This is a genomic window from Sanguibacter sp. TS_SC_8 (assembly GCF_055361235.1).
On sequence record NZ_CM143955.1, the window covers coordinates 96935 to 121546 of the forward strand.

Sequence of the window (24612 nt, forward strand, 5' to 3'; positions counted from 1 at the left end):
CTCGACCTGCCCGCGGCGCGCACCGAGGCCGAGGTCCTCGCGGACCTGCGCGCCATCGCCGCGAAGAACCAGACCCGCACGCAGATGATCGGCCTCGGCTACTACGACACCATCACCCCGGCCGTCATCCGCCGCGGCGTGCTCGAGAACCCCGCCTGGTACACCGCGTACACGCCCTACCAGCCGGAGATCTCCCAGGGGCGCCTCGAGGCGCTGCTCAACTTCCAGACCGTCGTCTGCGACCTCACCGGCCTCGACGTCGCCAACGCGTCGCTGCTCGACGAGGCCACCGCGGTGGCCGAGGCCGTCGCCCTCATGTGGCGTGCGGCCAAGCGCCCGGCCACAGCCGGCCCCGGCGTCGTCGTGCTCGACGCCGACCTCTTCCCCCAGTCCCTTTCGGTCACCCGGGGCCGCGCCGACGCCATCGGCCTCCCGGTCGTGGTCGCCGACCTGTCCGGCGGCTTCGCCGGTGACGCGGCCGGGGGCTTGTCCGCCCAGGTGAGCGCCGCGCTGACGGCCGCCGGGCACGCCGGTGCCGACGTCGTCGGGCTCGTGGTGGCCCAGCTCGGTGCGAGCGGGCAGGCCCGCGACCTCGCGCCGATCGTGGCCGAGGCCAAGGCCGCCGGCGCGCTCGTCACGGTCGCAGCCGACCTGCTCGCCCTGACCCTGCTCACCGCCCCCGGGGACGTGGGCGCGGACGTCGCCGTCGGCTCCGCCCAGCGCTTCGGCGTCCCGCTGTTCTACGGAGGCCCGCACGCCGCGTTCATGGCGGTGCGCAAGGGCATCGAGCGGATGCTGCCCGGCCGCCTCGTCGGGGTGAGCGTCGACGCCGACGGCGACGTCGCCTACCGCCTCGCCCTGCAGACCCGGGAGCAGCACATCCGTCGCGAGAAGGCGACGAGCAACATCTGCACCGCGCAGGCCCTGCTCGCCATCGTCGCCTCCATGTACGCCGTCTACCACGGCCCTGCGGGCCTCAAGGCGATCGCCGAGCGCGTCCACGCCCACGCGGACGCCGTCGCCGCCGCCGCCCGCACCGCCAACCTCACCGTCGAGCACGCCACCTACTTCGACACCGTCCGCCTCGTCGTCCCCGGCCGCGCCGCTGAGCTCCTCGCCGCCGCGGACGCCGCAGGCATCAACCTCCACGCCCCCGACCCCGACCACCTCCAGATCGCCTGCGACGAGACCACCACGCCGTTCCACGTGGAACAACTCGCTGCAGTCTTCTCAGCAGCAGCAGGGATTGGGGGGAGCCCGGCAGGGCTCGGCTCGGGCATCGGCGACGAAGGAGCCGCGGGCGGGCCGGGCTCCCCCCAATCCCTGCCCCACCAGTACCGCAGAACAAGCGAGTACCTGACACACCCCATCTTCCACACCCACCACTCCGAGACCCAGATGCTGCGCTACCTGCGCACCCTCTCCGACAAGGACCTCGCCCTCGACCGGACGATGATCCCGCTCGGCTCGTGCACCATGAAGCTCAACGCCGCCGTGCAGATGGAACCCATCTCCTGGCCCGAGTTCGCCGGCCTGCACCCATTTGCCCCCGCCAAGCAGGCGCAGGGCTACGCCGAGCTCATCTCCACCCTCGAGGCGAACCTCGCCGAGATCACCGGATACGCCGCCGTCTCGGTCCAGCCGAACGCCGGGTCGCAGGGTGAGTTCGCCGGCCTGCTCGCGATCGCCGGGTACCACCGCTCGCGCGGGGAGACCGGCCGCGACATCTGCCTCATCCCCGCCTCCGCGCACGGCACCAACGCGGCCTCGGCAGCGATGGCCGGCATGCGCGTCGTCGTCGTCGCCACTGCGGGCGACGGGGAGATCCTGCTCGAGGACCTGCGCGCCAAGCTCGAGGCGCACGGCCCGCAGGTCGCCGCGATCATGATCACCTACCCCTCCACGCACGGCGTCTACGAGGAGGGTGTGCGTGAGGTCTGCGACCTCGTGCACGGCGTCGGCGGTCAGGTCTACATCGACGGGGCGAACCTCAATGCGCTCGTCGGCCTCGCCAAGCCCGGCCAGTTCGGGGGGGACGTGTCCCACCTCAACCTGCACAAGACGTTCTGCATCCCGCACGGCGGCGGCGGCCCCGGCGTCGGCCCGGTCGGCGTCGCGGCGCACCTCGTCCCCTTCCTGCCCGGCGACCCGCTCGCTGCCGGTGGGGTGGCGCCCGTCTCGGCGGCGCCCTTCGGCTCCGCGGGCATCCTGCCTATTCCCTACGCCTACGTCTCCCTCATGGGACCGGACGGGCTGCGCCGGGCGACGGAGATCGCCGTCGTGTCCGCGAACTACCTCGCCTCGCGCCTGAACGAGGCCTTCCCGGTGCTCTACACCGGCCCGGGCGGGCTCGTCGCGCACGAGTGCATCCTCGACCTGCGCCCGCTCACCGCGGCGACCGGGGTGACCGCTGAGGACGTCGCCAAGCGGCTCATGGACTACGGCTTCCACGCCCCCACGCTGTCCTTCCCGGTCCCCGGCACGCTCATGGTCGAGCCGACCGAGAGCGAGGACCTCGCCGAGATCCACCGGTTCATCGACGCGATGCTCGCCATCCGCGCCGAGATCGACGAGGTTGCCGCCGGCACCTGGGAGCTGGCCACCTCGCCGCTGCGCCAGGCCCCGCACACCGCGGCGTCCGTCGTCTCCGACGCCTGGGACAAGCCCTACGCCCGCGAGCGGGCCGCCTACCCGCTGCCCTCGCTGCGCGCGGGCAAGTACTGGCCGCCGGTGCGCCGCATCGACGGGGCGCGCGGGGACCGCAACCTCGTGTGCTCCTGCCCGCCCCTCGAGGCCTACGCCGACGACGTACCCGCCTCGCCTGCCGTTCCGTCATCCTCCGCCGCGACCAAGGACACCGCATGAGCATCGACCGGTTCACCCCGCTGCACGAGGAGCACACCGCACTGGGTGCCTCCATGACGGAGTTCGGCGGCTGGCAGATGCCGCTGCGCTACGGCTCCGACCTCGCCGAGCACACCGCGGTGCGCACCGCCGCGGGCCTGTTCGACCTGTCCCACATGGGCGAGATCACGGTGACCGGACCCGGCGCAGGTGCCGCGCTCGACTACGCCCTCGTGGGGTGGCTGAGCACCCTCGAGGTGGGCCGGGCCCGGTACACGATGATCGCGCAGGAGGACGGCGCGGTGATCGACGACCTCGTCGTCTACCGCACCGGTGCGACCGCGTTCCTCGTCGTGGCCAACGCCGGCAACGCCGACGTCGTCCTCGGTGAGCTCCTCGAGCGGGCCCGCGGCTTCGACGCCGAGGTCACCTTCACCTCACCCGAGACGGCGCTCATCGCCGTCCAGGGCCCCCGCGCCGAGGGAATCGTCACCGCCCTGGCCGGCCCCGAGGATGCCGGCGTCATCGCCGGGCTCAGGTACTACGCGATCACGACGGCGGTCGTGGCCGGCATCGACGTGCTCGTCGCCCGCACCGGGTACACCGGTGAGGACGGCTTCGAGCTGTTCGTTCCCGGCGGCCAGGCCGTGGCGCTGTGGCGGGCGCTGCTCGCCCAGGGCGCCCCGGCAGGCCTGGTCCCGGCGGGGCTGTCCTGCCGCGACAGCCTGCGCCTGGAGGCGGGCATGCCCCTCTACGGGCACGAGCTCGACCTCACCACCACGCCGTACGAGGCCGGTCTGGGCCGGGTGGTCCGCCTGGACAAGACCGGGCCGGACGGTGAGCCGCTGCCGTTCGTGGGCCGCGCCGCACTCGCCTCACGCAAGGGTTCTCAGCCCGCGCGGGTCCTCGTCGGCCTCAAGCTCGACGGTCGGCGTCCGGCCCGGGCAGGGTGTCCGGTGACCTTCGACGTGACCAAGCTCGACCTCGCCATCGGGCTCGTGACCTCCGGGGCGCCGTCCCCCACCCTCGGCTACCCGATCGCGCTCGCCTACGTCTCCCCCGAGGTCTCGGCCGTGGGCACCCGGCTGGCGGTCGACGTGCGGGGCCGCGGCGAGGCCGCCGAGGTCGTCGCGCTCCCGTTCTACCGGCGGTCTCGTTCCTGACCGGAGCAGACCTGCGTTTCCCCGCGTGCGCACAGGCCTCGGTGAGCAACGATGAGGTCTGCGGTACCGTGCGTCCCCAGCTGTCGTCCCGTCCACACCCGCTCCAGGAGAACACCATGACGAACTTCCCCGCCGGTCTGACCTACACCGCCGAGCACGAGTGGCTCACCGGTGACTCACCCGCCACCATCGGCATCACCTGGACCGCGCAGGACGCGCTGGGGGACATCGTGTACCTCGAGCTTCCCGCTGTGGGTGCCCAGGTCACTGCCGGTTCGGTGATCGGCGAGGTCGAGTCCACCAAGTCCGTCTCGGAGCTCTTCTCCCCGGTGACCGGAACCGTCGTGGAGGTCAACGCGGCCGCGGTGGACAGCCCCGAGCTGCTCAACTCCGACCCCTACGGCGCCGGATGGCTGATCAAGGTCGACGTGACCGAGGTGGGACCCGTCCTGTCTGCGGCGGAGTACGAGGCCAAAGTGGGTTTCTAACGGTCTGATAACAAGCGAGGCGAGGATCGTCCGCGTTACCTCAGTCCACGCGAGGCCGCCACTGCTCAGTTGTCCTAGGATCGGGACATCTGACGGTTTCTCCCGGAGTGCGCATCGTCGAAAAGATGGTTGGATCGGAGAGGTATTCGCGGGATTGTGGAGAGATCCACGCCGTGCAGGGGCCTCCCTGACCGCCGAATATCCGGTGTGACCTGGAGAGATGTCGCTGAACGGACGCTGTCACCACCACCAGTGGGGGAACTTTCCACAACTGGGGGTGAAATTCGCGTCATAGTTCGACGACCGGGGCGTCTCTCCAGGTGACAGAAGCAACCGGGTACTGATCCAGAGTCGCTGGGACGCCGGTACTGGCTGGAGGAAGCATGACCACGACAGAGTTGTCAGGATCGGTCACGACATCGAGCGGCGCGCTCACCCGGCGGGAGCGTGTGGTGCTGTCCAACCTCACCGAAGAGGTGACCCTGGAGCAGATCGCGTCCAAGCTGTTCGTGACCCGGAACACCGTGAAGTCCCAGGTGCGCAGCGTCTACCGGAAGCTGGGTGTCTCGACCCGGTCCGAGGCCGTGGAGTGGGCGCGCGCAGCCGGTCTGTACCAGGCCGAAGGCTGACCGACGCCGCTCACGTCACACGACTGACATATGCGCCTGAGAGAATTCCAGGTATGCCAGTCAAGCCCGTTCTCGTCGTGGCCGCGATCATCGTGGACGACCTCTCTCGCCCGACAGCCCTGTTGGCTGCGCGGAGGTCACGCCCCGCGCACCTCGCCGGCCGCTGGGAGTTCCCGGGCGGCAAGGTCGATCCCGGGGAGACGCCGATCGAGGGTCTGCACCGCGAGCTCAGCGAAGAGCTCGGGGTGAGCGTCGACCTCGGGCACGAGATCCTCGGACCCGACGACGGCGCCTGGGTCATCACCGACCGCCACGTCATGCGGCTCTGGTTCGCCCGCGTCACCAGCGGCGAGCTGATGCCGCTCATCGAGCACGACGAGCTCCGCTGGCTGCGACCGGCCGACTTCTTCGACGTGCCGTGGCTCGACGGCGACGTCCGCATCGTCGAGGCGCTGGATGTGCACTTCCCCTGACCGGGCGGCGCCCGGCTCTGAGCCGGGCCGTGAGCCCGGTACACCTACCAGGCGGACGGCTTGTAGTCCTTGAGGAAGCAGCCGAACACGTCCTCGCCCAGCTCCCCCCGCACGATCGGGTCGTAGACCCGCGCCGCGCCGTCGACCAGGTCGAGGGGTGCGTGGAAGCCTTCCTCGGCCAGGCGGACCTTTGTGGTGTGCGGCCGCTCGTCGGTGATCCAGCCGGTGTCGACGCTGGTCATGAGGATGTTGTCGGTCTCGAACATCTCGCGGGCGCTGGTCCGGGTGAGCATGTTGACCGCGGCCTTGGCCATGTTCGTGTGCGGGTGACCCGGGCCCTTGTAGCCGCGGGAGAACTGCCCCTCCATCGCCGAGACGTTGACGATGTAGGTCCGCTCGGCCGCGGCGGCACGCATGGACTCCCGCAGCCGGCCGATGAGGATGAACGGCGCCGTGGAGTTGCACAGCTGGACCTCGAGCAGCTCGAGGGGGTCCACGTCCTCGACGTTCTGCACCCAGGAGTTGGACGAGACGAGGTCGGGGACCAGGCCCGCGGCGTCGATCGCGGTCGCGTTCGCGACGCGGTCCAGGGAGGCGGAGCCGGCGGTGAGGGCCAGCTTGGTGAGCAGGTCCGCCGTCGTCACGCTCGGGTGGGCCACAGCGGTCGCCTCGGCCGGGACGGTTCCTTCGAGGGAGGCAGGGTGGGTGTCGTGGCTGCGCCCGAAGGTCAGCGTCTCGGGCAGGTAGCCGAGCGGCAGCTCGGCGTCCTCGGCGGCGGCCAGCGGGGCGTAGGCGCCGGGGGAGCGGCGCACCGTCTGGGCGGCGTTGTTGATGAGGATGTCGAGGGGACCCTGCGCGGCGACGTCGTCGGCGAGGGCCACGACCTGGGCCGGGTCCCGCAGGTCGATGCCGATGATCCGCAGGCGGTGGATCCAGTCCTCGGCGTCGTCCATGGCTTTGAACCGGCGGATGGCGTCGTTGGGGAAGCGGGTCGTGATCGTCGTGTGCGCGCCGTCGCGCAGCAGCCGCAGGGCGATGTACATGCCGATCTTCGCCCGCCCGCCGGTGAGCAGGGCGCGCTTGCCGGTGAGGTCCGTGCGGGCCTCGCGACGGTCCCGGTTGAGGGCTGCGCACTCGGGGCACAGCTGGTGGTAGAACACGTCGACGTCGTTGTACTGCTGTTTGCAGACGTAGCAGGCCTGAGACTTGAGCAGGGTGCCGGCGGAGTGCCCGGTCGCGGCGGGCAGCAGCTCCAGCCCCTGGGTCTCGTCGTCGATGCGGCTCGGCGCCCCGGTCGCCGTCGCGGCGATGATGGCGTGGTCCGCGGTGCGGACCGCATCCTTGGCCGCGTCGCGGCGCTGCTTCTTGACGGTCTTGTAGAGCTTGGCCGTGGCGCGCTGCAGCGCGACCTTGTCCGGGTGCTCGGGGTCGAGGAGGTTCGCCGCCTCAAGCACACGGACGGCAGCAGCAAGCTCAACAGGATCGATAGGCATACCCCCGATTATCCCCCGGCTCCCCGATGCTCCCGCCCCACCCCCTCGCTGAGTGCTGGGTCGTACACGCTCAGCACCGGCGTGTCGCGTGGAGGACCCCGCACTCAGCGAGGGGGGTGAGTTACGGGGCTAGTTCCCAGGCGTTGTCGGGTCGGTGGTGGGCGGGGGTGGGGACGAAGTCGGCGTGGGGGCCGGTGGTGAGGTAGGTGCGGGCGAAGGCCAGGGACTGCGCGACGTCCTCGTGGCGCTCGGCGGCGGTGCGGGCCTTGCGGGTGCCGATCTCGATGACGACGTCGCCGCCCCACCCGGTGCTGCTCAGGTGCTGCAGCAGCGCCGCGGCCGGCTGGCTGCCGCGGCCTGGCACGAGGTGCTCGTCCATGCCGGAGTCGGTGCCGTCGGTCAGGTGGACGTGGCGCAGGCGGGCGCCGAAGGCCTTGGCCATGACGAGCGCGTCCTGGCGCGCGGTGGCGGCGTGGGAGAGGTCCAGCGTCACCGCGTCGTAGTCGTGCTCGGTGGGGTCCCAGCCGGGCAGGTAGGCGCCGTAGTCGCGCTTGCGGGGCCGCCACGGGTACATGTTCTCGACCGCGACGGTGAGCCCGGACGCCGCGGTGAGCTCGTGGACCTGCTCGATGAACTGGCGGGCGTACTTGCGCTGCCACGCGAACGGAGGATGCACGACGACGGTGCTCGCCCCGAGCGACTGCGCCATGTCCACCGCCTTGGCGAGCTTGGGACCGGGCTTGCCGCCCCAGACGTTCTGACTGACCAGCAGGGTGGGGGCATGGATCGACCGGATCTCGACGCCGTGCTGCTGGGCCAGGTGGGACAGGGCGTTGTCGTCCTGGGTGGTCGGGTCCGACCACACCATGACCTCCACGCCGTCGTAGCCGAGCTCGGCGGCGAGCTCGAAGGCGTAGGCGACCTTGCGCGGGTACACCGACGCGCTCGACAGGGTCACCTTGATGCCCGCCTCGCTCGAGGTGGGCTGTGCGATCGGTGCGGTGTCTGGCATACCGTCCACCCTAGTGCCGCGAGGCGGTCACCGGCCGGGCGGGAGCCGGACCGAGGCCGCGCGCGCCGGCACGACGGCGTGACGCGGTGGGTGCGTCACGCCGTCGGGCGGGGGTCAGGCGAGCTGGGCGCGGACCGCGCGGGCGGCGCCGACCAGGTGCTCGAGCGACGGCCTCGTCTCCGGGTAGCCCCGGGTCTTGAGACCGCAGTCGGGGTTGACCCAGAGCAGCTCGGGGTCCACGGACTTCACCGCGAGCTCGAGGAGCTCGGTGACCTCCGCCTGGGAGGGGACCCGGGGGGAGTGGATGTCATAGACGCCCGGACCGACCCCGCGGGAGAAGCCGGACCCGCGCAGGTCGGGCAGGATCTCCATGCGCGAGCGGGCCGCCTCGATCGAGGTGACGTCCGCGTCGAGGGCGTCGATCGCGCCGATGACCTCGCCGAACTCGGAGTAGCACAGGTGCGTGTGGATCTGGGTGTCCGGGCGCACCCCCGCGGTGGAGAGCGTGAACGAGCCGACCGACCAGTCGAGGTAGGCGCCCTGGTCCGCCCTGCGCAGCGGCAGCAGCTCGCGCAGCGCGGGCTCGTCCACCTGGATGATGGCGATGCCAGCGGCTTCGAGGTCCCCGATCTCGTCGCGCAGCGCGAGGCCGATCTGGTTCGCGGTCTCCCCGAGCGCGATGTCGTCCCGGACGAAGGACCAGGCCATGATCGTCACCGGACCGGTGAGCATGCCCTTGACCGGCTTGGTCGACAGCGACTGCGTGTACTCGGTCCACCGCACGGTCATCGGCGCCGGGCGGGACACGTCGCCCCACAGGATCGAGGGACGCGTGCAGCGCGAGCCGTAGGACTGCACCCACCCGTTCTGGGTCACCGCGAAGCCGTCGAGCAGCTCGGCGAAGTACTGGACCATGTCGTTGCGCTCGGCCTCCCCGTGCACGAGCACGTCGATGCCGATCTCCTCCTGCAGGTCGACGACGCGCTTGATCTCCGCGCGCATCTCCGCCTCGTAGGCCTCGAGGGAGAGGTCACCCTTGGCGTGCGCGGCGCGGGCCTTGCGGATCTCCAGGGTCTGCGGGAACGACCCGATGGTGGTCGTGGGCAGCAGCGGCAGGTTGAGCCGCGCGGCCTGCGCCGCACGGCGCTCGGCGGCCGGGCCGCGGTGGAAGTCGCCGTCGGACAGCGTCGCCGTGCGCTCCCGGACCGCCTGCACGACGACGCCCGCCGCGCTCGCGCGGGAGGCGACGGCCGCGCTCGCGGCGAGCAGCTGGGCGTGGATCGCCTCACGGCCCTCGGTGATGCCCTCGGCCAGGGTAACCACCTCGGTGACCTTCTCGTCGGCGAAGGCCAACCAGCTCTTCAGGGTGTCGTCGAGGCCGGGCTCGTCGGAGGTGGTGTGCGGGACGTGTTGGAGGGACGTGGAGGTTCCCACGGTCACCGCGCCGGCGCCGAGCACCTCAAGACGCTCGAGGATCTCGAGCTTGGCGGAGAGGTCGGCGCGCCAGATGTTGTGACCGTCGATGACGCCACCGACGAGGGTCTTGGTCTCCAGGCCGGCGATCGGACCGGTCGGGGCGCCACCCTTGACGAGGTCGATCGCGATCGCCTCGACGTCGGTGGCCGCCACGACGGCGAAAGCCTCCTGCAGGTCGCCGAACGGCGCGGCGAGCAGGATCGCCGGGCGGGCGGGGCGGGCGAGGTCGGTGGCGAGCGCACGGTAGGCGGCAGCCACCGCGGTGAGGACGTCCGCGATCGGCACGTCGATGGTGTCGGTGACCAGGGCCGGCTCGTCGAGCTGGACCCAGGTGGCACCGGCGGCGGCGAGGGCGGTGAGCACCTCGGCGTAGACGGGCAGCAGGTCCGCGAGGCGGGAGAGGGGCTGGAAGCCGGCCGGCGCGTCGTCGGCCGCCTTGCTCAGCAGCAGGAAGGTGACCGGGCCGACGAGCACGGGGCGGGTGGTGACGCCGTCGGCCAGAGCCTCGGTGAACTCGCGGACGAGGCGGTCGCTCGCGAAGCGGAACGCCGTGTCCGGGCCGATCTCGGGGACGAGGTAGTGGTAGTTGGTGTCGAACCACTTCGTCATCTCGAGCGGGGCGTCCTCGCCCGCGCCGCGGGCGAGGGTGAAGTAGCCGGGGAGGTCGAGGGCTCCGTCGGCGTCGGTGAGCCCGGCGAAGCGGGTGGGGACCGCGCCGACGGTCGCTGCGGCGTCGAGCACCTGGTCGTAGAAGGAGAACGAGCCCGGGATGGCGGCGTCGGTGGCCGAGAGGCCAAGGGCGACGAGGTGGTCGCGGGTCGTCTTGCGCAGGGTCGCGGCCGTGGCCTCGAGCTCGGTGGCGTCGATGCGCCCGGCCCAGAAGGACTCCACGGCCTTCTTCAGCTCGCGGCGGGGGCCGATCCGGGGGTAGCCGAGGATCGATCCGGCCGGAAATGCCGGGAAGGTCTGCTGGGTGAGGGTAGAGCTGCGCTCGTGAGGTGTCGTCATGGTCATCCCTTAGGTCAGTGCGATGGTTGGTTGGGATGCGCCGACCCACGGCCCGCTGGCCAGGTCCGAACCAGCTCCGGAGGTGTCCGGGTGAGCTGGTCCGCCGCCGAGGTGTACGCCCTCGAGCAGGTCAAGTGCGGCTTCGTGCTTGTTGAAGGTGGAGATGTGCAGGCCCGGGGCTCCGGCTGCGAGGACGGCGGCGGCAAGGTCGACCGAGGCGGCGATGCCGAGCGTGTGGCGTGCGGCCGGGTCCGTGATCGACTCGAGGTCGCGGACGAGGGCGGACGGCGCGGGGACCCCGGTGAGCGCCTCGACCCGCGCGAGGCGGGCCGGGTCGGTCATCGGGAGCAGGCCCGCGAGGATGGGGAGCGTCACGCCGGCGCGTCGGGCGTCGGCGACGAAGTCGATGTAGGTCTCGGGCTCGTAGAAGATCTGGGTGATCGCGAAGTCCGCGCCGGCCTGCTGCTTCTCCAGCAGGCGCTGGACCTCCTGGGCGCGGGTGGTCCCAGCGGCCAGGTTTCCGCTCGGGAAGGTCGCGACGGCGATGGTCAGCGGACGGGCCGCCGAGCGCAGCGCGGTCGAGGGGCTGGCGGCGCACCGGGTGGCTTCCACCTCGCGGAGCAGGGCGACGAGCTCGTCGCTGGAGTGCACGCCGCCGGGAGGCGGTGCCCAGTCCGGCTGGTCCTTGGGGGGGTCCCCGCGCAGTGCGAGAAAGCTGCGGACCCCCTCGGCGAGGAACTCGTCGATGACCTCGGCGACGTTCTCCCGGGAGGCGCCGACGCAGGTCAGATGGGCGATCGGGAGCACGGGTGTGTGCTCGAGGATCCGGCTGATCACCGTGCGGGCGGTGTCCCGGTCACCGCCGGCCGCCCCGTAGGTCACCGAGACGAAGTCGGGGCGTGCGGCGATGAGGCGGTCGACCGTGCCCCAGAACTTCGGCGCCGCCGCGGGGTTGCGCGGGGGCATGAGCTCGAAGGAGATCGTCGGTCGTTGGTTCGAGGGTGAGCGGATGTGCGTGGGCGCGCCAGCCTGCTCGGCCGGGGGCGCTGGGGGAAGCGCCGGGGTCGTCGGTACGTCGGAAGCCGTCATGGGTCTCTCCATCGGACCTGGCGTTAGCACCCGCACCCTCAGGAGGCTTCCATTGTGGGGGGTTGCTGCGGTGTCGACGAGCCAGGACTCTCAACCGCTCTGGATGGTTGTTCCACCCTAGAGGGCATCCAGCAGGCGGTCTAGACGTTCTCGAGGAATGAGATGGATCTGCCCGCGGGTCAGCGGCGGCGGGGCTCGGTGGGGGGAAACTCGCCGTCGTCGGAGCCGTCGTCGGCGTTGAAGAGCAGCTCGTGCAGCTGGACCTGGACCTTCTCCACGCGCGGGACGTCGTGCAGCACCACGCCGGCCTTCTCGGTCGCGTCGGAGATGATGATCGTGCCGCAGCCGAGGATCCGGTCGAGCAGGTCCTTCTCGTAGGTCACGTCGTTGATCCGGTAGAGCGGGATGTCGCGGCCGGTGCGCGTGATGATCCCGCTGCGGGTGATGAGGCGGCGGTTCGTCACCGTGTAGCTGGAGGTGACCCAGCGCAGGAACGGCATGAAGCCCCACAGCGTGATGACCACGAGGGCCACACCGAGGATCGCCCAGCGCAGCCACGGCTGGGCGGAGCCCTCCGGCGCCAGGAGCGCCAGGATCGCGCCGGCGACGACGGTCACCACGAGCACGAGGATGGCCACGAAGAGGGCCTTGACGTGCGTGCGGAGGCTGAGGACGACGTACTCGCCCTCGCCGAGCGTGCTCTGGATTCCCATGGCCAGCATCCTGCCACACGGCCTCGGGAGCTAGGTGCCCAACCAGCCGGCCTGCGCGGCGCGCACACCCGCCTGGAAACGGCTCTCCGCCTCGAGGGTCTCCATGATCGCCGAGACGTGCCGCCGGGCGGTGCGCACGCTGCACCCCAGCCGCCGGGCGATGACCTCGTCCTTGTGCCCTGCGGCGAGCAGTGCCAGGACAGCCCGGGAGGTGTCGTCGAGGACCGCGTCCGACCCGGCCGGTTCGACGTCGATGGGGAAGTCCTGCGCGAGCGACCAGGTCGCCTCGTAGATCTGGATGAGGTACCCCACGAGGTCGGGGTCACGGATCAGCAGAGCGCCCTTGGGCCGGCCCTCGACGAAACGGCTGAGGAAGGCGAGCTCCCCGTCGTAGATCAGCGTGCGTGCAGGGACGAGCGGGATGGTGCGGATCTTGGCGCCGGCCGGGATGGCGAGGGCGGCGTACCGCTGGGCGCCGAGCTGGGTCCGTGTGCTGTGCTGGAGGATCGACCTCAGCTCGACCCCGCGCGCCATCATCTCCTGGTCGTTCTTCCAGGACGTGCGCACGTTCTCGGGGTTGAGCCCGTTGCCCGGGTGCGCGCACCAGCACTGCCGCTGGGTCTCGCGGATGATCCGGGACAGGGCGGTGTTGACCTCCTCACCGGTCTCGATCACCTCGATGCCGGCGTCGGAGTAGCTGCCCGCGCGGGAGTCGAGGTAGCCGGGGAGCAGGGCCAGGTATTGAGCCCTGCTCTCGGCGATGCCCAGGCTCAGCCGGGCGACCTGCTCCTCGTGCTCGGCCAGCAGGCTCGTGGCAGCCAGCTCGGGGGCCACGGCGACCCAGGAGGGGTGGGTGGAGGACAGGTCGCCGGACGTCCTCCGGATGAGCCGCGCTGCCTCGAGGGCGGCCAGCGCGCTGTCGACCTCGTCGAAGGGCAGGCCCAGGCGCTCGCGGGCGGCCTCTCGATCGAGGCCCGGGTTCGAGGCGGTGTACAGATAGACCTCGCGGGCGGTGGCGCTGAGCCCGAGGTGCATCGCAGTCTCACCCGACACCCGGTCGCGCGGGTCGTCAGCTGCTGACATGGCGTCCCCTTCGGCTGTACGACGGTGCGATCGAGCCTAGCTCATCGCCCGGTCGCCGGAACGTCGTGGAGGCCGAGGGAACCTACGAATCCGCAGGCCACACGGCTAGCGCCCAGGAACGGGCCCACCTGTTACGCAGCCCCTCGCAGGCCTCCGTGGTCAGCACGTAGGAACACGTCTGCTCGAAGGGGCGGATCGCCCCGTCGGCGACGAGACGCCGGATCTGGGACAAGGCCGCCGCGCGCGGCACGTCGAGCGCGCTCGCGATGGCGGACTCGTTGAGGACCCCGTCCAGGCTGACCGCGGCCTCGAGCTGTTCGGCCAGGTCGAGGATCTCGTCAGTGAGAGTGTTCATGGATTTCACCTCCTGTCGGTGAGAGCGCCCCCAGGCAGAGGCTGCCTCCGGGGTGGAACGACCGGGCGACCTCGCCGAGCCGGGACTCCTCGTGCGGCAGAAAGCCGAGGCGGTTGAGGAGGAGGTGGGAGTGGATGAGGGCGAGCCGGGTCGGGGAGCTGGGGAGGTCGAGCTCCTGCGATCGGGTGAGGAGGTGCTCCAGACCGCGAGACCACCGGGTGCGCCACCCGGTCGACACCGGGTCCGCGCTCAGGGTGGCGACGAGCGGCTCGAGGGAGTAGATCTCTGGGGCGCGGAGGTCGAGGGCCAGGAGCGTCGGGGCGACCGCGTCGTCGCGGTGCCCCCAGGTGGCCTCGTGGCGGTCCCAGTACTCTCTCCAGCTGCTGGTCCGGTGGTCGGTGTCGGCGAGCCCGGCCGGCCAGCTCATCAGCGCGTGGGCGGCGTCGTGCAGGAGCAGTGCGCCGAGGGCGGCACGGGTCGTCTCCCGGGAGAGCGTCCGGGAGGCCCAGACCGCGAGGTCGCAGCCCAGCTCTTCGAAGGATGCGGCGAGGTCCGAGGAGGACGCCCCTGTCTCCTGGCCCCCCTGCGGCCAGGACACAAGGGTGTCCGATCGGTCCTCTGCCGTGGTCCAGCTCGTGGGGAGCAGCTGACCCACACGTGCGGTGCCGAGCAGCGCCAGCATCAGCGAGGTCGTCGTCGAGGTCTGGTGCCAGGTGAACCTCCACCGGAGGAGCCCCTGTGACCGGGCCTCTTGCACAAGAGGCCCGATCACATCGGTGATGACGGTGTCGCGCGGCTGTGACCCCCCGGTCCCCAGCCGCCCGAACCACCAGTCAACGTCGGACGTCTGACGCGGCCGCATCGTGCTGACTGTGCCCATGATCTGCACCTTTCAGGTCGAGCGGACGTGCCGGTCAGTCCTGCCATGCACTCCCGTTCAGCGGGTGGGCCATTCCGGGCTGTGTCCCGATGGGCTTCTTCACTGGGCTCGTCCCGATGAGGACGGTCCCCGCAGGGGTGACGACCGGGGTCGCCACCACGCGCGGAGCGGGTGCCTGGGCCGAGGCGGCGGTCCCAGCAGTCAGGACCAGACCGGTGGCGAGCATCGCTGCAGAGGCGATACCTGCCGTTCGTGCAGCTGCAGATCGGAGGATCGTGTTCATCAGAATCTCCTAGCGCTGGTGGTTCTGCTGCCGGGGCGTCTCCCCTGCTGAGGTCAATGATCCGGGGCGCCGGGCGACGCTGGACAGCGTTTGCCGGTGGCATCAAGTGACGTGTCCGACTGAGGTTCGGAACTGGCCGCACGGCGCGCCCAGCAGAGCCGCCGGCGCCCCCGGACGGCGCGTGGCATCTTCCTGCCACGTCCTGTTCTTCCCCGTCGTTGCGGGACGGTGCAGTGCCGTGACGTGCAGCGCGACCGGTGTGTGCACCCGCTCGGACGGCGCGATGCGCCAAGGGCGGACGCATCGCTAGAGTGATCGCGTGACCAACACAGAGGCGTATGTCATCACCGGTGGAACCGTGCACACCGGCCAGCGGGTCCTGCGAGAGGGCTGGGTGGCCGTCGAGTCCGGGCTGGTCGCCGGAGTCGGCGAGGGCGAGGTGGGTCCGGGCTGGAGCGACCTCCCCCGCGTGGACGCAACCGGCCACCGGGTGGTTCCCGGGTTTGTCGACATCCACTCCCACGGCGGCGGCGGCGCGGCCTTCGGCGCGCCCTCCTCGCTCGTGGACGACGCCTACCGGGTGATCGCCACCCACCGCGCCCATGGGACGACGACGATGATCGCCAGCCTGGTCACGGGGACGATGGACACGCTGCGGGTGGCCGTGGAGGGGCTGGCCGATCTCGTCGAGGCGGGAGACCTCGCGGGCATCCACCTCGAGGGCCCCTGGCTGAGCCCCGCGCACCGCGGCGCCCACGACCCGGACCTGCTGCGCGAACCCACCATCGAGGACATCGACCACCTGCTCGGCGCACGCCCCGGCGCGGTCAAGGTCGTCACCATCGCGCCCGAGCTGACCGGCGGGCTCGACGCCGTGCGGCGCATCGTCGGCCACGGCGCGATCGCGGCGATCGGGCACACCGACGCCGACGCGGCCACCGCCACCGCCTCGGTCGACGCCGGGGTCACCCTGGCCACGCACCTGTTCAACGCGATGCTGCCGATCCATCACCGTCAGCCCGGTCCGGTCCTGGCCCTGCTCGAGGACCCGCGCGTGGTGGTCGAGCTCGTCGCCGACGGAGCGCACCTGCACCCCCTGACGGTCGAGCATGCGGCTCGCTCGGCGGGCGTGGGGCGGACCGTGCTGGTGACCGACGCCATGGCGGCAGCGGGGGCCGAGGATGGCGAGTACCTGCTCGGCGGGCTCCTCGTCGACGTGGTCGCCGGGGTGGCCCGGCTCCGCGAGGGTGGCGCGATCGCGGGCAGCACGCTCACCCTCGACGTGGCGCTGCGGTACGCCACCACCGTCGCCGGAGTCCCCTTCGAGGACGCGCTCGCGGCGGTCACCACCACCCCGGCCGCGGTGCTGAGGCGCACCGACGTGGGCAACCTCGAACCTGGAGCGCGCGCCGACGTCGTGCTGCTCGACGAGTCGGTGACGGTCCAGGGCGTGTTCCGTTCGGGTGAACGCCTGGTCTGAGCGACCAGGCGGGCCAGCAGCGACGAGGGGCCCGGAAGCCGTGCGGCTTCCGGGCCCTTCGTCCGTCCGGCGCTCGTCGGTCAGGCCCAGGTGATGGCTTCCGACCGGTAGAAGGACAGCCCCTCCGAGGCCCACCACCGGCCGTGCTGCGCCAGGGCCGCCGCGAAGGTGGGGAAGTCCTTCGCGGACCCCCAGGCGACCGAGGCGAGCGCGGGCAGACGCGGCAGCATGAGCATCGTGATGTCGTCGAAGGACCTGAGGGTCTCGGCCCACAGGCATGCCTCGACGCCGACGATCGACTCCGCCGGGATGCCGGGGAGCTCGGCGACGGGGTCCCAGTCGTAGGCGTCCTCGATGTCGATGAGGCGAGCCCAGTCCAGGCCGAGGGGGAAGTCGGCCGTGTACTTCTGGTCGAGGTAGGCGCGGGTGGCGGGGGAGGCGATGAACGTCACGTCCTGGTCCCGGGCCACCGCTGCCAGGTGCTCGGTCTCGATCACCGGGTTCCAGAACTGCAGGCGGGTGCCGGCGGGGAGGTCGGCGACGGAGGCCTCCTGCCAGAAGGTCAGCTTCTTGCCGTGCTTCGCTCCAACCTTGGCGAGGCGCTGCATGTACGCCCGGTACTCCTCGTCGCTCAGGGTCAGGGACTCGTCACCACCGAGGTGGATGTACTCCCCGCGGGTGTGCTTGGAGACCGAGGCCACGACGTCGTCCACGAAGTCCCACGCGGCGGCGGAGGTCAGGTGCAGCGCGCTGAAGCCGACCTCGGTGCCCAGGTAGGGCTCACGGGTCTCGCCGTCCGGGCTGATCTCCGGGTAGGCGACCTGTGCCGCATGGCTGTGCCCGGGCAGGTCGATCTCCGGGACGACCGTCACGTGGCGGGACTGTGCGTAGTCCTGGAGGTCCTCGTACTCGGCGATGGTGAGGAACCCACCGGTGCCGCCGCCGACGTCGTTCCCAGAGGCCAGCTCGGTGAGCAGCGGGCGGTTCTCGATCTCCAGGCGCCAGCCCTGATCGTCGGAGAGGTGCAGGTGCAGCACGTTCATCTTGTAGGCAGAGGCGAGGTCGACGACCGTCCTGAGGTCGCGGGGACCGAAGAAGAACCGGCTGATGTCGAGCATGACCCCACGCACCGGGTAGGCCGGGTGGTCGGCGATCTCGACGACGGGCACCTCGCCGTCGCGGACCAGCTGAGTCAGGGTCTGCACGGCCCAGAATGCTCCGTCCTCGTCGCTGGCGTGCAGCGTCCACCGCTGCGGCGACAGGGTGAGGGTGTAGCCCTCACGCGGGAGCGTCTCGTCGAGCAGGGCGCTGACCTGCGGGGGAGTGGTCGGCGCCACCGGCGCCACCTGCGCCACCGGTGTCGCTGGCACGGTGATGCGGGCCGCGAGGTCGGCGGCACGCGGGGCCCAGGGCCGGAGCGAGGTGACGAGCGCCTCGACGTCCGTAGCTCGGAGCGGGGACACGACCCCGGAGGAACGGGTGATGGTCTGAGGGGCGGGCAGCAGGGGGATGGACATTATGCTCTCCTTTGAGCGCCTGTCGACAGGCACGGGGTGCGCACGGAACGATTGACAGCGACTAAGTATGTAAGGTGTACTTATTATATGGCACGCAACGTAGCCCCTGCAGATGTGCGTCGCTCCTCGGCACGCACCGGCTCGACAGCGGGCAAGATCCTACCGTCGGACGCACGGATCCACCATCGTGCCCTCGTCCTGCAGTACCTGTTCGACGGCGGCCCGGTCAGCCGTGCCGACCTCGCGCGCCTCACCGGCCTCGCCCGCGTCACGGTGTCCGACGTCGTCGCCGACCTCCTGGAGAGCGGGCTCATCATCGAGCTCGGGGTCCGCCCCGGAACTCACATGGGCAAGCCCGCCACGCTCGTCGGCGTCAACGTCAGCGGCGGCTTCGTCGTGTGCCTCGACCTCTCCGACGACGTCGTCCTGCGGGGCGCGCTCGTCGACCTCGCCGGGTCCCGGGTCAAGACCACCCAGGTCGACCGCGACGGTGCGACCGGGCAGGCCGCCATCGACAAGACGATCGCTCTGGCGAAGCACCTGGTCAAGACGTCGCCCGGGCGGGTCCTGGGGATCGGCGTGGGCACCCCCGGGGTCGTCACGGTCGACGGCGTGGTGCGCCGCGCACCCAACCTCGGCTGGACCAACGTCGACCTGCGCAGCGAGCTCGAGGAGGCGCTGGGCCACCCCACCCATGTCGCCAACGACGCCGACACCGCCGCGCTCGCCGAGGACACCTTCGGGGAGGGGTCCGGCTCGGGCCTGCTCCTCGTGGAGATCGGCCACGGTGTGGGCGCGGGCATCCTCCTCGACGGCTCGCTGCTGCGCGGTCCGGACGGCACGGCGGGGGAGATCGGGCACGTGAACGTGCTGGCCGACGGGCCTGAGTGTTCCTGCGGACGGCGCGGCTGCCTTGAGTCGCTGCTCGCGGTGCCGCGCCTGCGCGCCAAGATCCAGGGCCTGAACGAGGCCGAGGCCGCGGGGGTCCTCGCCACCGCCGGCCGGCAGCTGGGCACGATCCTCGCCCCGATCACCCAGGCGCTGGGCCTGCGCGACGTCGTGCTGTCCGGACCCGACGAGCTGCTCAACGGTCCGTTGCTGCAGGCCGCCGAGTCGACCGTGCTGGCCCTGACCCGACCGTTCGGTGACGAGCACGTCCGGTTGCGGATGTCCGCCCTCGGGCACGACGGCGTCCTCGCCGGGGCGGCCGCCCACGTCCTCGACCAGGAGCTCGGGCTGTCATGACCGCGGTGACATCGAGCGGCTGACGACGAGCGGGACCACGCGCCCGCCGAGCACCCACCTCAGACCAGTGATCCCGACCGTGCGGTCGGATCGACGCCGAGCGCGCCGCGCGTGCTCACCAGAAGGAGTCCCCATGGAGATCGTGATCCTGCAGACCGCAGAGGACATCGCGGCGGCGGTCGCGGAATCGGTCGAGCGGCTCCTCCGCTCGAGCGACGCCCCGATCCTCGGGCTCGCCACCGGGTCCTCGCCGCTCCCGGTCTACCGCGAGCTGGTGCGCCGCCACACCGAGGACGGCCTGAGCTTCGCCCATGTCCGGGCGTTCCTGCTGGACGAGTACGTCGGCCTGCCCCCGGGCCACCCGGAGTCCTACCGCGAGGTCATCCGCCGTGAGTTCACCGGCCTCGTCGACATCTCCGACGACCACGTGCTGAGCCCCGACGGGTCAGCTGCCGACGTCGCGACCGCAGGGACCCGGTACGACGCCGCCATCGCGGCGGCGGGCGGGGTCGACCTCCAGCTGCTCGGGATCGGGACCGACGGGCACATCGCGTTCAACGAGCCCGGCTCCTCGCTCGCTTCTCGCACCCGCCTCAAGACGCTGACGGAGCAGACCCGGGACGACAACGCGCGGTTCTTCGACAGCGTCGAGGACGTGCCCTACCACGTGATCACACAAGGGCTGGGAACCATCCTCGAGGCCCGGCACCTCGTGCTCGTGGCCACGGGGGCGAACAAGGCGGACGTCGTGGCGGCCATGGTCGAGGGGCCGGTCAGCGCATCGTGCCCCGGCTCGGTCCTGCAGCTGCACCCGCACGCCACCGTGCTGCTCGACGAGGCGGCGGCCTCCGCCCTCACGTTCGACGCCTACTACCGCTACGCCTACGAGCACAAGCCCGCCTGGCAGGGGTTGTGAACGACACCCTCATCCTCGCCCTCGACATCGGCGGCACGAACGCCCGCGGCGAGGTGCTCGACGAGCGTCTGGGCCGCCCGCTGGCCAGCGCGAGCCTGCCCACGCCCTACGGCGACGGCGAGGCCACGCTCACGACGATCGAGCGGCTCTGCGGTCAGCTCCTGGCCGGCCTCGACCCGAGCGACCGGGTCCGGGTCCGTGCGGTGGGGCTGGGGGTTCCCGGGATCGTCGAGCGGGGGACCGGGGTCGTGCGACTGGCCAGCAACCTCGGCTGGATCGACACACCGGTCGGGGAGCGGCTGAGCGCCACGGTCGGCCTGCCGGTCCACCTCCACCACGACGTCACCGTCGCCGGGCTCGCCGAGCACCGCCTCGGCGCCGGCCGAGGGACCGACGACCTGGTGGCCGTGTTCATCGGGACCGGGATCGCTGCGACCCTCGTCTGCGGCGGCGTCGCGATCCAGGGCGGGCTGCACCAGGCCGGGGAGCTCGGGCACGTGCCGGTCGTCGCCGGCGGGCTGCCCTGCCCGTGCGGCCAGGTGGGCTGCCTGGAGATGTACTGCTCGGCCCGCGCGATCGGCGCTGCCTATGCCCGCGCCGTCGGGCGACCCGGGGCGACCTCCCTCGACGTCGTGACCGCGCTGGGCGCCGACCCGCGCGCCGACCAGGTCTGGTCCGACGCGATCGGCTGGCTCGCGCACGGCCTGCTGGGCGTCGTCACGCTGCTGTCGCCGACGCGTCTCGTCCTCGGCGGCGGTCTCTCTGCGGCCGGCGACGCGCTCGTCGTCCCGCTGCGCGCACGCCTCGAGGTGCTGGCCCGGGTGGCGTCGGTCCCCGAGATCGTCACCGCGCAGCTGGGCCAGCGGGCCGGTGTGCTCGGGTGCGCGCTGGCGACCTTCCGGGAGCTCGAGACCCGGGTCGCCTGACGGTTCCGCGGGTGGCGCCAGTCTCGGCGCCCCCTGGTGGCGCGCGCCCAGGGCCGATAGCGTTCGGCCATGACCGCACCCGCGCGCCCCGTCACCCGCCCGGACCTGCTCGCCGACCTCACTGCCCTCGGCGTCGAGGCCGGGAGCACCGTCATGGTGCACACGGCGCTGTCCCGTCTGGGCTGGGTGGTCGGCGGTGAGGTCACCGTGATCGACGCGCTGCGCGACGCCGTCGGCCCGGCGGGGACGCTCGTCATGCCGGCGCAGTCGTGGCAGCTGTGCGACCCAGCAGTCCTGGCCGATCCGGGCGTACCGCTCGCCTGGTACCCGACGATCCGCGAGAACCTCCCGGCCTACGACCCGGCGCGCACACCGACCCGGACGATGGGCGCGGTCGCCGAGCTCTTCCGGACCCTGCCCGGAGCCCTGCGCAGCGACCACCCCCAGCGGTCGATCGCCGCCCTCGGCCCGAGGGCCACGCAGGTCACCGCCGTGCACGAGGTCGACAGCGCGTCGGGGGAGCGGTCGCCCATGCGGGCGCTCCACGACCTCGGCGCGCAGGTGCTGCTGCTCGGGGTGGGCTTCGACAAGTGCACCGCGCTGCACCTCGCGGAGGAGCGGACCGAGTACCCCGGTCGGCGACGGGTCGCGGGCGGCGGCCCGGTCCTGCGCGACGGCGCTCGCGTGTGGCTCGAGTGGGAGGAGCTCGACCTGCTCGACCACGACTTCGTCGCGCTCGGCGAGGCGTACCTGGCCTCCGGTCTGCCGGCCGCCCGCGGCCGGGTCGGCGACGCCGACGCCGTGCTCGTCCCGGTGCGCGAGCTCGTGGACTTCGCTGGGGAGTGGATGGCCGCCCACCGCCGGTAGGTGGCCGCTCAGCCGGCGGTGACGTCCTGGAGCGCGGCGTCTTGGAGTGCGGCGGACGGGAGGTCGTGCAGCGCGTCGACGAGCGGGGCCACCTCGGGGATCTGACCGGCGTGGCTGAGCGCCTCGGCGAGGGCCGCGTCGTGCGTGGGGCGCGCCGCACGCAGCAGCGCCTCACCCGCCGGGGTGAGCTCGGTGTAGATGCCGCGGCGGTCGTCCTGGCACAGGATGCGGGTGAGCAGCCCACGCTGCTCGAGCCGGGTGACCAGGCGGGTCGTGGCGCTCGCGCTGAGCGCGGCGGTGCGGGCGAGCTGCTGCATGCGCATGTGCCAGCCGTGCTGGCGGGACAGCGCGTCGAGGACCGTGTACTCGACCACGGACAGGTCGTGCTGGCCCTGCAGCGCGCGTTCGAGCGTCGTGTCGATGATCCCGTGCAGGGCGGCGAGCGTGCGCCAGCCCTGAGCCCGGATCTCGACGGCGTCGTCGGCGATTCCCATGTGTCTCTCCTTGGTGCGTGGTCCCTCCAGTATAGGGCTTGCAGCAACTACCCGCGTGTGCAACTATTTAGCAAGCGCGCGCAACTAGTGTGCGCGCCGATAGTTGCACACGCACAGAATGGGGTCCCCGCATGCCTCTTGGACTGCTCGCCCTCGCCGCCGGGGGCTTCGGCATCGGGCTCACCGAGTTCGTCATCATGGGTCTCCTACCCGAGATCGCCGCCGAGTTCGGCGTCTCCGAGCCGGTCGCCGGCTACCTCATCTCCGGCTACGCCCTCGCCGTCGCGGTCGGCGCGATCGGCCTGACCGCCGCCGTCCTGCGCTTCGACCGCAAACGGGTGCTCGTCGGCCTCATGGTGCTGTTCATCGCGGGCAACCTGCTCTCCGCGCTCGCCGGGACCTATGAGCTGCTGCTCGCCGGGCGGGTCCTCGCGGCCCTGTGCCACGGCGCCTTCTTCGGCATCGGCGCGGTCGTCGCGGCGGACATGGTGGCCCCGGAGCGCCGGGCGGCGGCGATCGCCATGATGTTCGCCGGCCTCACCACCGCCAACGTCCTGGGCGTGCCGTTCGGGACCTTCCTCGGACAGCACCTGGGCTGGCGCTCGACCTTCTGGGCGATCACCGTCATCGGCGTGATCGCCCTCGCCGGGATCGTCGCGCTCGTCCCGGCGACCACCCGCGCCGCGGGCGAGGCGCCCCCGCGCCTGCGCACCGAGCTCGGCGCGTTCCGATCGCCGCAGGTGTGGTGGTCCATCCTCGTCACCATCCTCGGCTTCGGCGGCATGTTCGGTGCCTTCACCTACATCGCCTACACGCTCACCGAGGTGAGCGGTTTCACCTCGGCCTCCGTCCCGTGGCTGCTGGTCGTCTTCGGCGCCGGGCTGTTCGTGGGCAACCTGCTCGGTGGCAAGGCCGCCGATCGGGCGCTCATCCCTGCGCTGTCGGTCATCTTCGTCGCGCTGACTGTCGTGCTGGGCGTCTTCGCCCTCACCGCGGGCAGCCAGGTCATGACCGTCGTGTCGCTGTTCCTCATGGGGGCCTTCGGCTTCGCGACGGTCCCCGGCCTCCAGCTCCGCATCATGAGCCACGCCGCCCAGGCCCCGACCATGGCCTCGGCCGCGAACATCGGCGCCTTCAACATCGGCAACGCCCTCGGCGCCTGGATCGGCGGCCTGACGATCGGCGCGGGCCTGGGCTACGTCTCACCGCTCTGGGCCGGGGCCGCGATGACCGTCGCCGCCCTCCTCACCCTGACCGTCGCGTCGGTCCTCGACCGCCGTGCCACCGCACCGTCCCTGACCCCCGTCCTCACCACGCAAGGAATCTCATGACCCTCACCGTCCCCACCGTCGCCCTCTCTGCCACCACGGCCATCCCTCAGCTGGGGTTCGGCGTCTACCAGGTGCCCGACGCCGAGACCACCGAGGCCGTCGGCCTCGCCCTCGACGCCGGGTACCGCGCCGTCGACACGGCCTCCGCCTACGGGAACGAGGCCGGTGTCGGACGCGCGCTGGCCGAGTCCAGCCTCTCCCGCGACGACGTGTTCGTCACGAGCAAGCTGTGGATCGACAGCCTCGAGCGTGCCGCGGTGCGCCCGGCCCTCGAAGCGAGCCTGGACCGGCTCGGGCTCGACCGGCTCGACCTCTTCCTCATCCACTGGCCGGCGCCCGGCCTCGGCCGGTACGTCGAGGCGTGGGAGGAGCTCGTCGCGCTGCGCGACGCCGGACTCGTCCGTGAGGTGGGTGTCTCCAACTTCCAGCCCGCGCACCTCGCCCGGCTCGCAGAGACCGGTGTGATGCCGGCGATCAACCAGGTCGAGCTGCACCCCGCCTTCCAGCAGCGCGACCTTCGGGCCTGGCACACCGAGCGTGGGATCGTCACGCAGGCGTGGAGCCCGCTCGGTCAGGGCACCGTCCTGACGGACCCGGTCGTGGAGGCGGTCGCCGAGGCGCACGACGTGAGCCCGGCCCAGGCCGTGCTGCGCTGGCACCTGCAGCACGGCACCGTCGTCATCCCGAAGTCCGCCACCCCGGCCCGGATCGCGGCGAACGCCGAGGTCTTCGACTTCGAGCTGACCACCGCCGAGATGGCCCAGATCGACGGGCTCGACGCGGGCGGGCGCATCGGGCCGGACCCGGACACGTTCAACGGCTGACCATGGCGCTGGGCGCCTCGACG

General features: G+C 71.7%; 23 protein-coding genes and 1 riboswitch. Of the genes, 12 read left to right on the plus strand and 11 right to left on the minus strand.

Annotated features, from left to right (window positions below):
- The first annotated feature begins 45 nt into the window (after positions 1–45).
- The 5 genes from gcvP to ACWA15_RS00425 all read left to right on the plus strand — a co-directional run bounded on the left by gcvP (position 46) and on the right by ACWA15_RS00425 (position 5597).
- Positions 46–2865, plus strand: a complete 2820-nt coding sequence (gene gcvP, locus ACWA15_RS00405) for an aminomethyl-transferring glycine dehydrogenase (RefSeq protein WP_464059354.1) — start codon at positions 46–48, stop codon at positions 2863–2865.
- Positions 2862–4007 (plus strand): glycine cleavage system aminomethyltransferase GcvT, encoded by a 1146-nt coding sequence (gcvT, locus tag ACWA15_RS00410; protein WP_464057238.1) that lies wholly within the window; start codon positions 2862–2864, stop codon positions 4005–4007. The genes gcvP and gcvT overlap by 4 nt, the downstream gene beginning before the upstream one ends.
- Positions 4008–4123: 116 nt before the next feature.
- A complete protein-coding gene (gene gcvH, locus ACWA15_RS00415; protein WP_464057239.1) occupies positions 4124–4495 on the plus strand; it encodes a glycine cleavage system protein GcvH in 372 nt (123 codons plus the stop codon).
- 383 nt (positions 4496–4878) lie between these two features.
- Positions 4879–5124, plus strand: a complete 246-nt coding sequence (locus ACWA15_RS00420) for a LuxR C-terminal-related transcriptional regulator (RefSeq protein ID WP_464057240.1) — start codon at positions 4879–4881, stop codon at positions 5122–5124.
- Positions 5125–5177: 53 nt separating this feature from the next.
- Complete coding sequence (locus ACWA15_RS00425; protein WP_464057241.1) at positions 5178–5597, plus strand: (deoxy)nucleoside triphosphate pyrophosphohydrolase; 420 nt, start codon at positions 5178–5180, stop codon at positions 5595–5597.
- 44 nt (positions 5598–5641) lie between these two features.
- On the opposite strand, the gene ACWA15_RS00430 is transcribed toward ACWA15_RS00425, so the two are convergent.
- From ACWA15_RS00430 to ACWA15_RS00470, 9 genes are all read right to left on the minus strand, one after another.
- Positions 5642–7090: an SDR family NAD(P)-dependent oxidoreductase gene (locus tag ACWA15_RS00430; protein WP_464057242.1), complete on the minus strand. Its 1449-nt coding sequence runs from the start codon at positions 7088–7090 to the stop codon at positions 5642–5644.
- Positions 7091–7211: 121 nt separating this feature from the next.
- The gene (locus tag ACWA15_RS00435) at positions 7212–8102 is read right to left on the minus strand and encodes a sugar phosphate isomerase/epimerase family protein (RefSeq protein ID WP_464057243.1); all 891 of its coding nucleotides are present in this window, start codon (positions 8100–8102) and stop codon (positions 7212–7214) included.
- Positions 8103–8216: 114 nt separating this feature from the next.
- Positions 8217–10586, minus strand: a complete 2370-nt coding sequence (gene metE / locus ACWA15_RS00440) for a 5-methyltetrahydropteroyltriglutamate--homocysteine S-methyltransferase (RefSeq protein WP_464057244.1) — start codon at positions 10584–10586, stop codon at positions 8217–8219.
- 9 nt (positions 10587–10595) lie between these two features.
- A complete protein-coding gene (locus ACWA15_RS00445; RefSeq protein WP_464057245.1) occupies positions 10596–11675 on the minus strand; it encodes a methylenetetrahydrofolate reductase in 1080 nt (359 codons plus the stop codon).
- A 5-nt stretch (positions 11676–11680) separates the two neighbouring features.
- A riboswitch (SAM riboswitch) is annotated at positions 11681–11785 on the minus strand.
- A 69-nt stretch (positions 11786–11854) separates the two neighbouring features.
- Positions 11855–12388 carry a PH domain-containing protein gene (locus tag ACWA15_RS00450; protein ID WP_464057246.1) on the minus strand — a complete coding sequence of 178 codons (534 nt, stop codon included), beginning with the start codon at positions 12386–12388 and terminating at the stop codon, positions 11855–11857.
- 30 nt (positions 12389–12418) lie between these two features.
- A complete protein-coding gene (locus ACWA15_RS00455) occupies positions 12419–13471 on the minus strand; it encodes a helix-turn-helix transcriptional regulator (RefSeq protein WP_464057247.1) in 1053 nt (350 codons plus the stop codon).
- 82 nt (positions 13472–13553) lie between these two features.
- Positions 13554–13826 carry a hypothetical protein gene (locus ACWA15_RS00460; protein ID WP_464057248.1) on the minus strand — a complete coding sequence of 91 codons (273 nt, stop codon included), beginning with the start codon at positions 13824–13826 and terminating at the stop codon, positions 13554–13556.
- Complete coding sequence (locus tag ACWA15_RS00465) at positions 13810–14706, minus strand: hypothetical protein (RefSeq protein ID WP_464057249.1); 897 nt, start codon at positions 14704–14706, stop codon at positions 13810–13812. The genes ACWA15_RS00460 and ACWA15_RS00465 overlap by 17 nt, the downstream gene beginning before the upstream one ends.
- 34 nt (positions 14707–14740) lie before the next feature.
- Positions 14741–14989 carry a hypothetical protein gene (locus tag ACWA15_RS00470; RefSeq protein WP_464057250.1) on the minus strand — a complete coding sequence of 83 codons (249 nt, stop codon included), beginning with the start codon at positions 14987–14989 and terminating at the stop codon, positions 14741–14743.
- A 319-nt stretch (positions 14990–15308) separates the two neighbouring features.
- On the opposite strand from ACWA15_RS00470, the gene nagA reads away from it, so the two are divergent.
- A complete protein-coding gene (gene nagA / locus ACWA15_RS00475; RefSeq protein WP_464057251.1) occupies positions 15309–16469 on the plus strand; it encodes an N-acetylglucosamine-6-phosphate deacetylase in 1161 nt (386 codons plus the stop codon).
- Positions 16470–16549: 80 nt separating this feature from the next.
- On the opposite strand, the gene ACWA15_RS00480 is transcribed toward nagA, so the two are convergent.
- Positions 16550–17986 (minus strand): family 20 glycosylhydrolase, encoded by a 1437-nt coding sequence (locus ACWA15_RS00480; RefSeq protein ID WP_464057252.1) that lies wholly within the window; start codon positions 17984–17986, stop codon positions 16550–16552.
- An 87-nt stretch (positions 17987–18073) separates the two neighbouring features.
- Here ACWA15_RS00480 and ACWA15_RS00485 point away from each other — a divergent pair, with 87 nt between their 5' ends.
- From ACWA15_RS00485 to ACWA15_RS00500, 4 genes are all read left to right on the plus strand, one after another.
- Entirely contained in the window at positions 18074–19231 is a 1158-nt protein-coding gene (locus tag ACWA15_RS00485; RefSeq protein WP_464057253.1) for an ROK family protein, read from the plus strand.
- A 133-nt stretch (positions 19232–19364) separates the two neighbouring features.
- A complete protein-coding gene (nagB, locus tag ACWA15_RS00490; protein ID WP_464057254.1) occupies positions 19365–20147 on the plus strand; it encodes a glucosamine-6-phosphate deaminase in 783 nt (260 codons plus the stop codon).
- Entirely contained in the window at positions 20144–21073 is a 930-nt protein-coding gene (locus tag ACWA15_RS00495; protein WP_464057255.1) for an ROK family protein, read from the plus strand. The genes nagB and ACWA15_RS00495 overlap by 4 nt, the downstream gene beginning before the upstream one ends.
- A gap of 69 nt (positions 21074–21142) precedes the next feature.
- Positions 21143–21940: an AAC(3) family N-acetyltransferase gene (locus ACWA15_RS00500; protein WP_464057256.1), complete on the plus strand. Its 798-nt coding sequence runs from the start codon at positions 21143–21145 to the stop codon at positions 21938–21940.
- 8 nt (positions 21941–21948) lie between these two features.
- Here the strand turns inward: ACWA15_RS00500 and ACWA15_RS00505 are convergent, their stop codons facing one another.
- Positions 21949–22434 (minus strand): MarR family winged helix-turn-helix transcriptional regulator, encoded by a 486-nt coding sequence (locus tag ACWA15_RS00505; RefSeq protein ID WP_464057257.1) that lies wholly within the window; start codon positions 22432–22434, stop codon positions 21949–21951.
- 131 nt (positions 22435–22565) lie between these two features.
- Between ACWA15_RS00505 and ACWA15_RS00510 the strand changes: the two genes are divergently transcribed.
- The gene (locus ACWA15_RS00510) at positions 22566–23765 is read left to right on the plus strand and encodes an MFS transporter (RefSeq protein ID WP_464057258.1); all 1200 of its coding nucleotides are present in this window, start codon (positions 22566–22568) and stop codon (positions 23763–23765) included.
- Positions 23762–24589, plus strand: coding sequence for an aldo/keto reductase (locus ACWA15_RS00515; protein ID WP_464057259.1), 828 nt, complete (start codon positions 23762–23764; stop codon positions 24587–24589). The genes ACWA15_RS00510 and ACWA15_RS00515 overlap by 4 nt, the downstream gene beginning before the upstream one ends.
- The last annotated feature ends 23 nt before the right edge of the window (positions 24590–24612 follow it).

Coding starts and splice junctions, on each gene's coding strand:
- gcvT (WP_464057238.1), top strand. CDS start 2,862: ATGAGCATCGACCGGTTCACCCCGCTGCACGAGGAGCACACCGCACTG.
- gcvH (WP_464057239.1), top strand. CDS start 4,124: ATGACGAACTTCCCCGCCGGTCTGACCTACACCGCCGAGCACGAGTGG.
- ACWA15_RS00420 (WP_464057240.1), top strand. CDS start 4,879: ATGACCACGACAGAGTTGTCAGGATCGGTCACGACATCGAGCGGCGCG.
- ACWA15_RS00425 (WP_464057241.1), top strand. CDS start 5,178: ATGCCAGTCAAGCCCGTTCTCGTCGTGGCCGCGATCATCGTGGACGAC.
- ACWA15_RS00430 (WP_464057242.1), bottom strand. CDS start 7,090: ATGCCTATCGATCCTGTTGAGCTTGCTGCTGCCGTCCGTGTGCTTGAG.
- ACWA15_RS00435 (WP_464057243.1), bottom strand. CDS start 8,102: ATGCCAGACACCGCACCGATCGCACAGCCCACCTCGAGCGAGGCGGGC.
- metE (WP_464057244.1), bottom strand. CDS start 10,586: ATGACGACACCTCACGAGCGCAGCTCTACCCTCACCCAGCAGACCTTC.
- ACWA15_RS00445 (WP_464057245.1), bottom strand. CDS start 11,675: ATGACGGCTTCCGACGTACCGACGACCCCGGCGCTTCCCCCAGCGCCC.
- ACWA15_RS00450 (WP_464057246.1), bottom strand. CDS start 12,388: ATGGGAATCCAGAGCACGCTCGGCGAGGGCGAGTACGTCGTCCTCAGC.
- ACWA15_RS00455 (WP_464057247.1), bottom strand. CDS start 13,471: ATGTCAGCAGCTGACGACCCGCGCGACCGGGTGTCGGGTGAGACTGCG.
- ACWA15_RS00460 (WP_464057248.1), bottom strand. CDS start 13,826: ATGAACACTCTCACTGACGAGATCCTCGACCTGGCCGAACAGCTCGAG.
- ACWA15_RS00465 (WP_464057249.1), bottom strand. CDS start 14,706: ATGGGCACAGTCAGCACGATGCGGCCGCGTCAGACGTCCGACGTTGAC.
- ACWA15_RS00470 (WP_464057250.1), bottom strand. CDS start 14,989: ATGAACACGATCCTCCGATCTGCAGCTGCACGAACGGCAGGTATCGCC.
- ACWA15_RS00480 (WP_464057252.1), bottom strand. CDS start 17,986: ATGTCCATCCCCCTGCTGCCCGCCCCTCAGACCATCACCCGTTCCTCC.
- ACWA15_RS00485 (WP_464057253.1), top strand. CDS start 18,074: ATGGCACGCAACGTAGCCCCTGCAGATGTGCGTCGCTCCTCGGCACGC.
- nagB (WP_464057254.1), top strand. CDS start 19,365: ATGGAGATCGTGATCCTGCAGACCGCAGAGGACATCGCGGCGGCGGTC.
- ACWA15_RS00500 (WP_464057256.1), top strand. CDS start 21,143: ATGACCGCACCCGCGCGCCCCGTCACCCGCCCGGACCTGCTCGCCGAC.
- ACWA15_RS00505 (WP_464057257.1), bottom strand. CDS start 22,434: ATGGGAATCGCCGACGACGCCGTCGAGATCCGGGCTCAGGGCTGGCGC.
- ACWA15_RS00510 (WP_464057258.1), top strand. CDS start 22,566: ATGCCTCTTGGACTGCTCGCCCTCGCCGCCGGGGGCTTCGGCATCGGG.
- ACWA15_RS00515 (WP_464057259.1), top strand. CDS start 23,762: ATGACCCTCACCGTCCCCACCGTCGCCCTCTCTGCCACCACGGCCATC.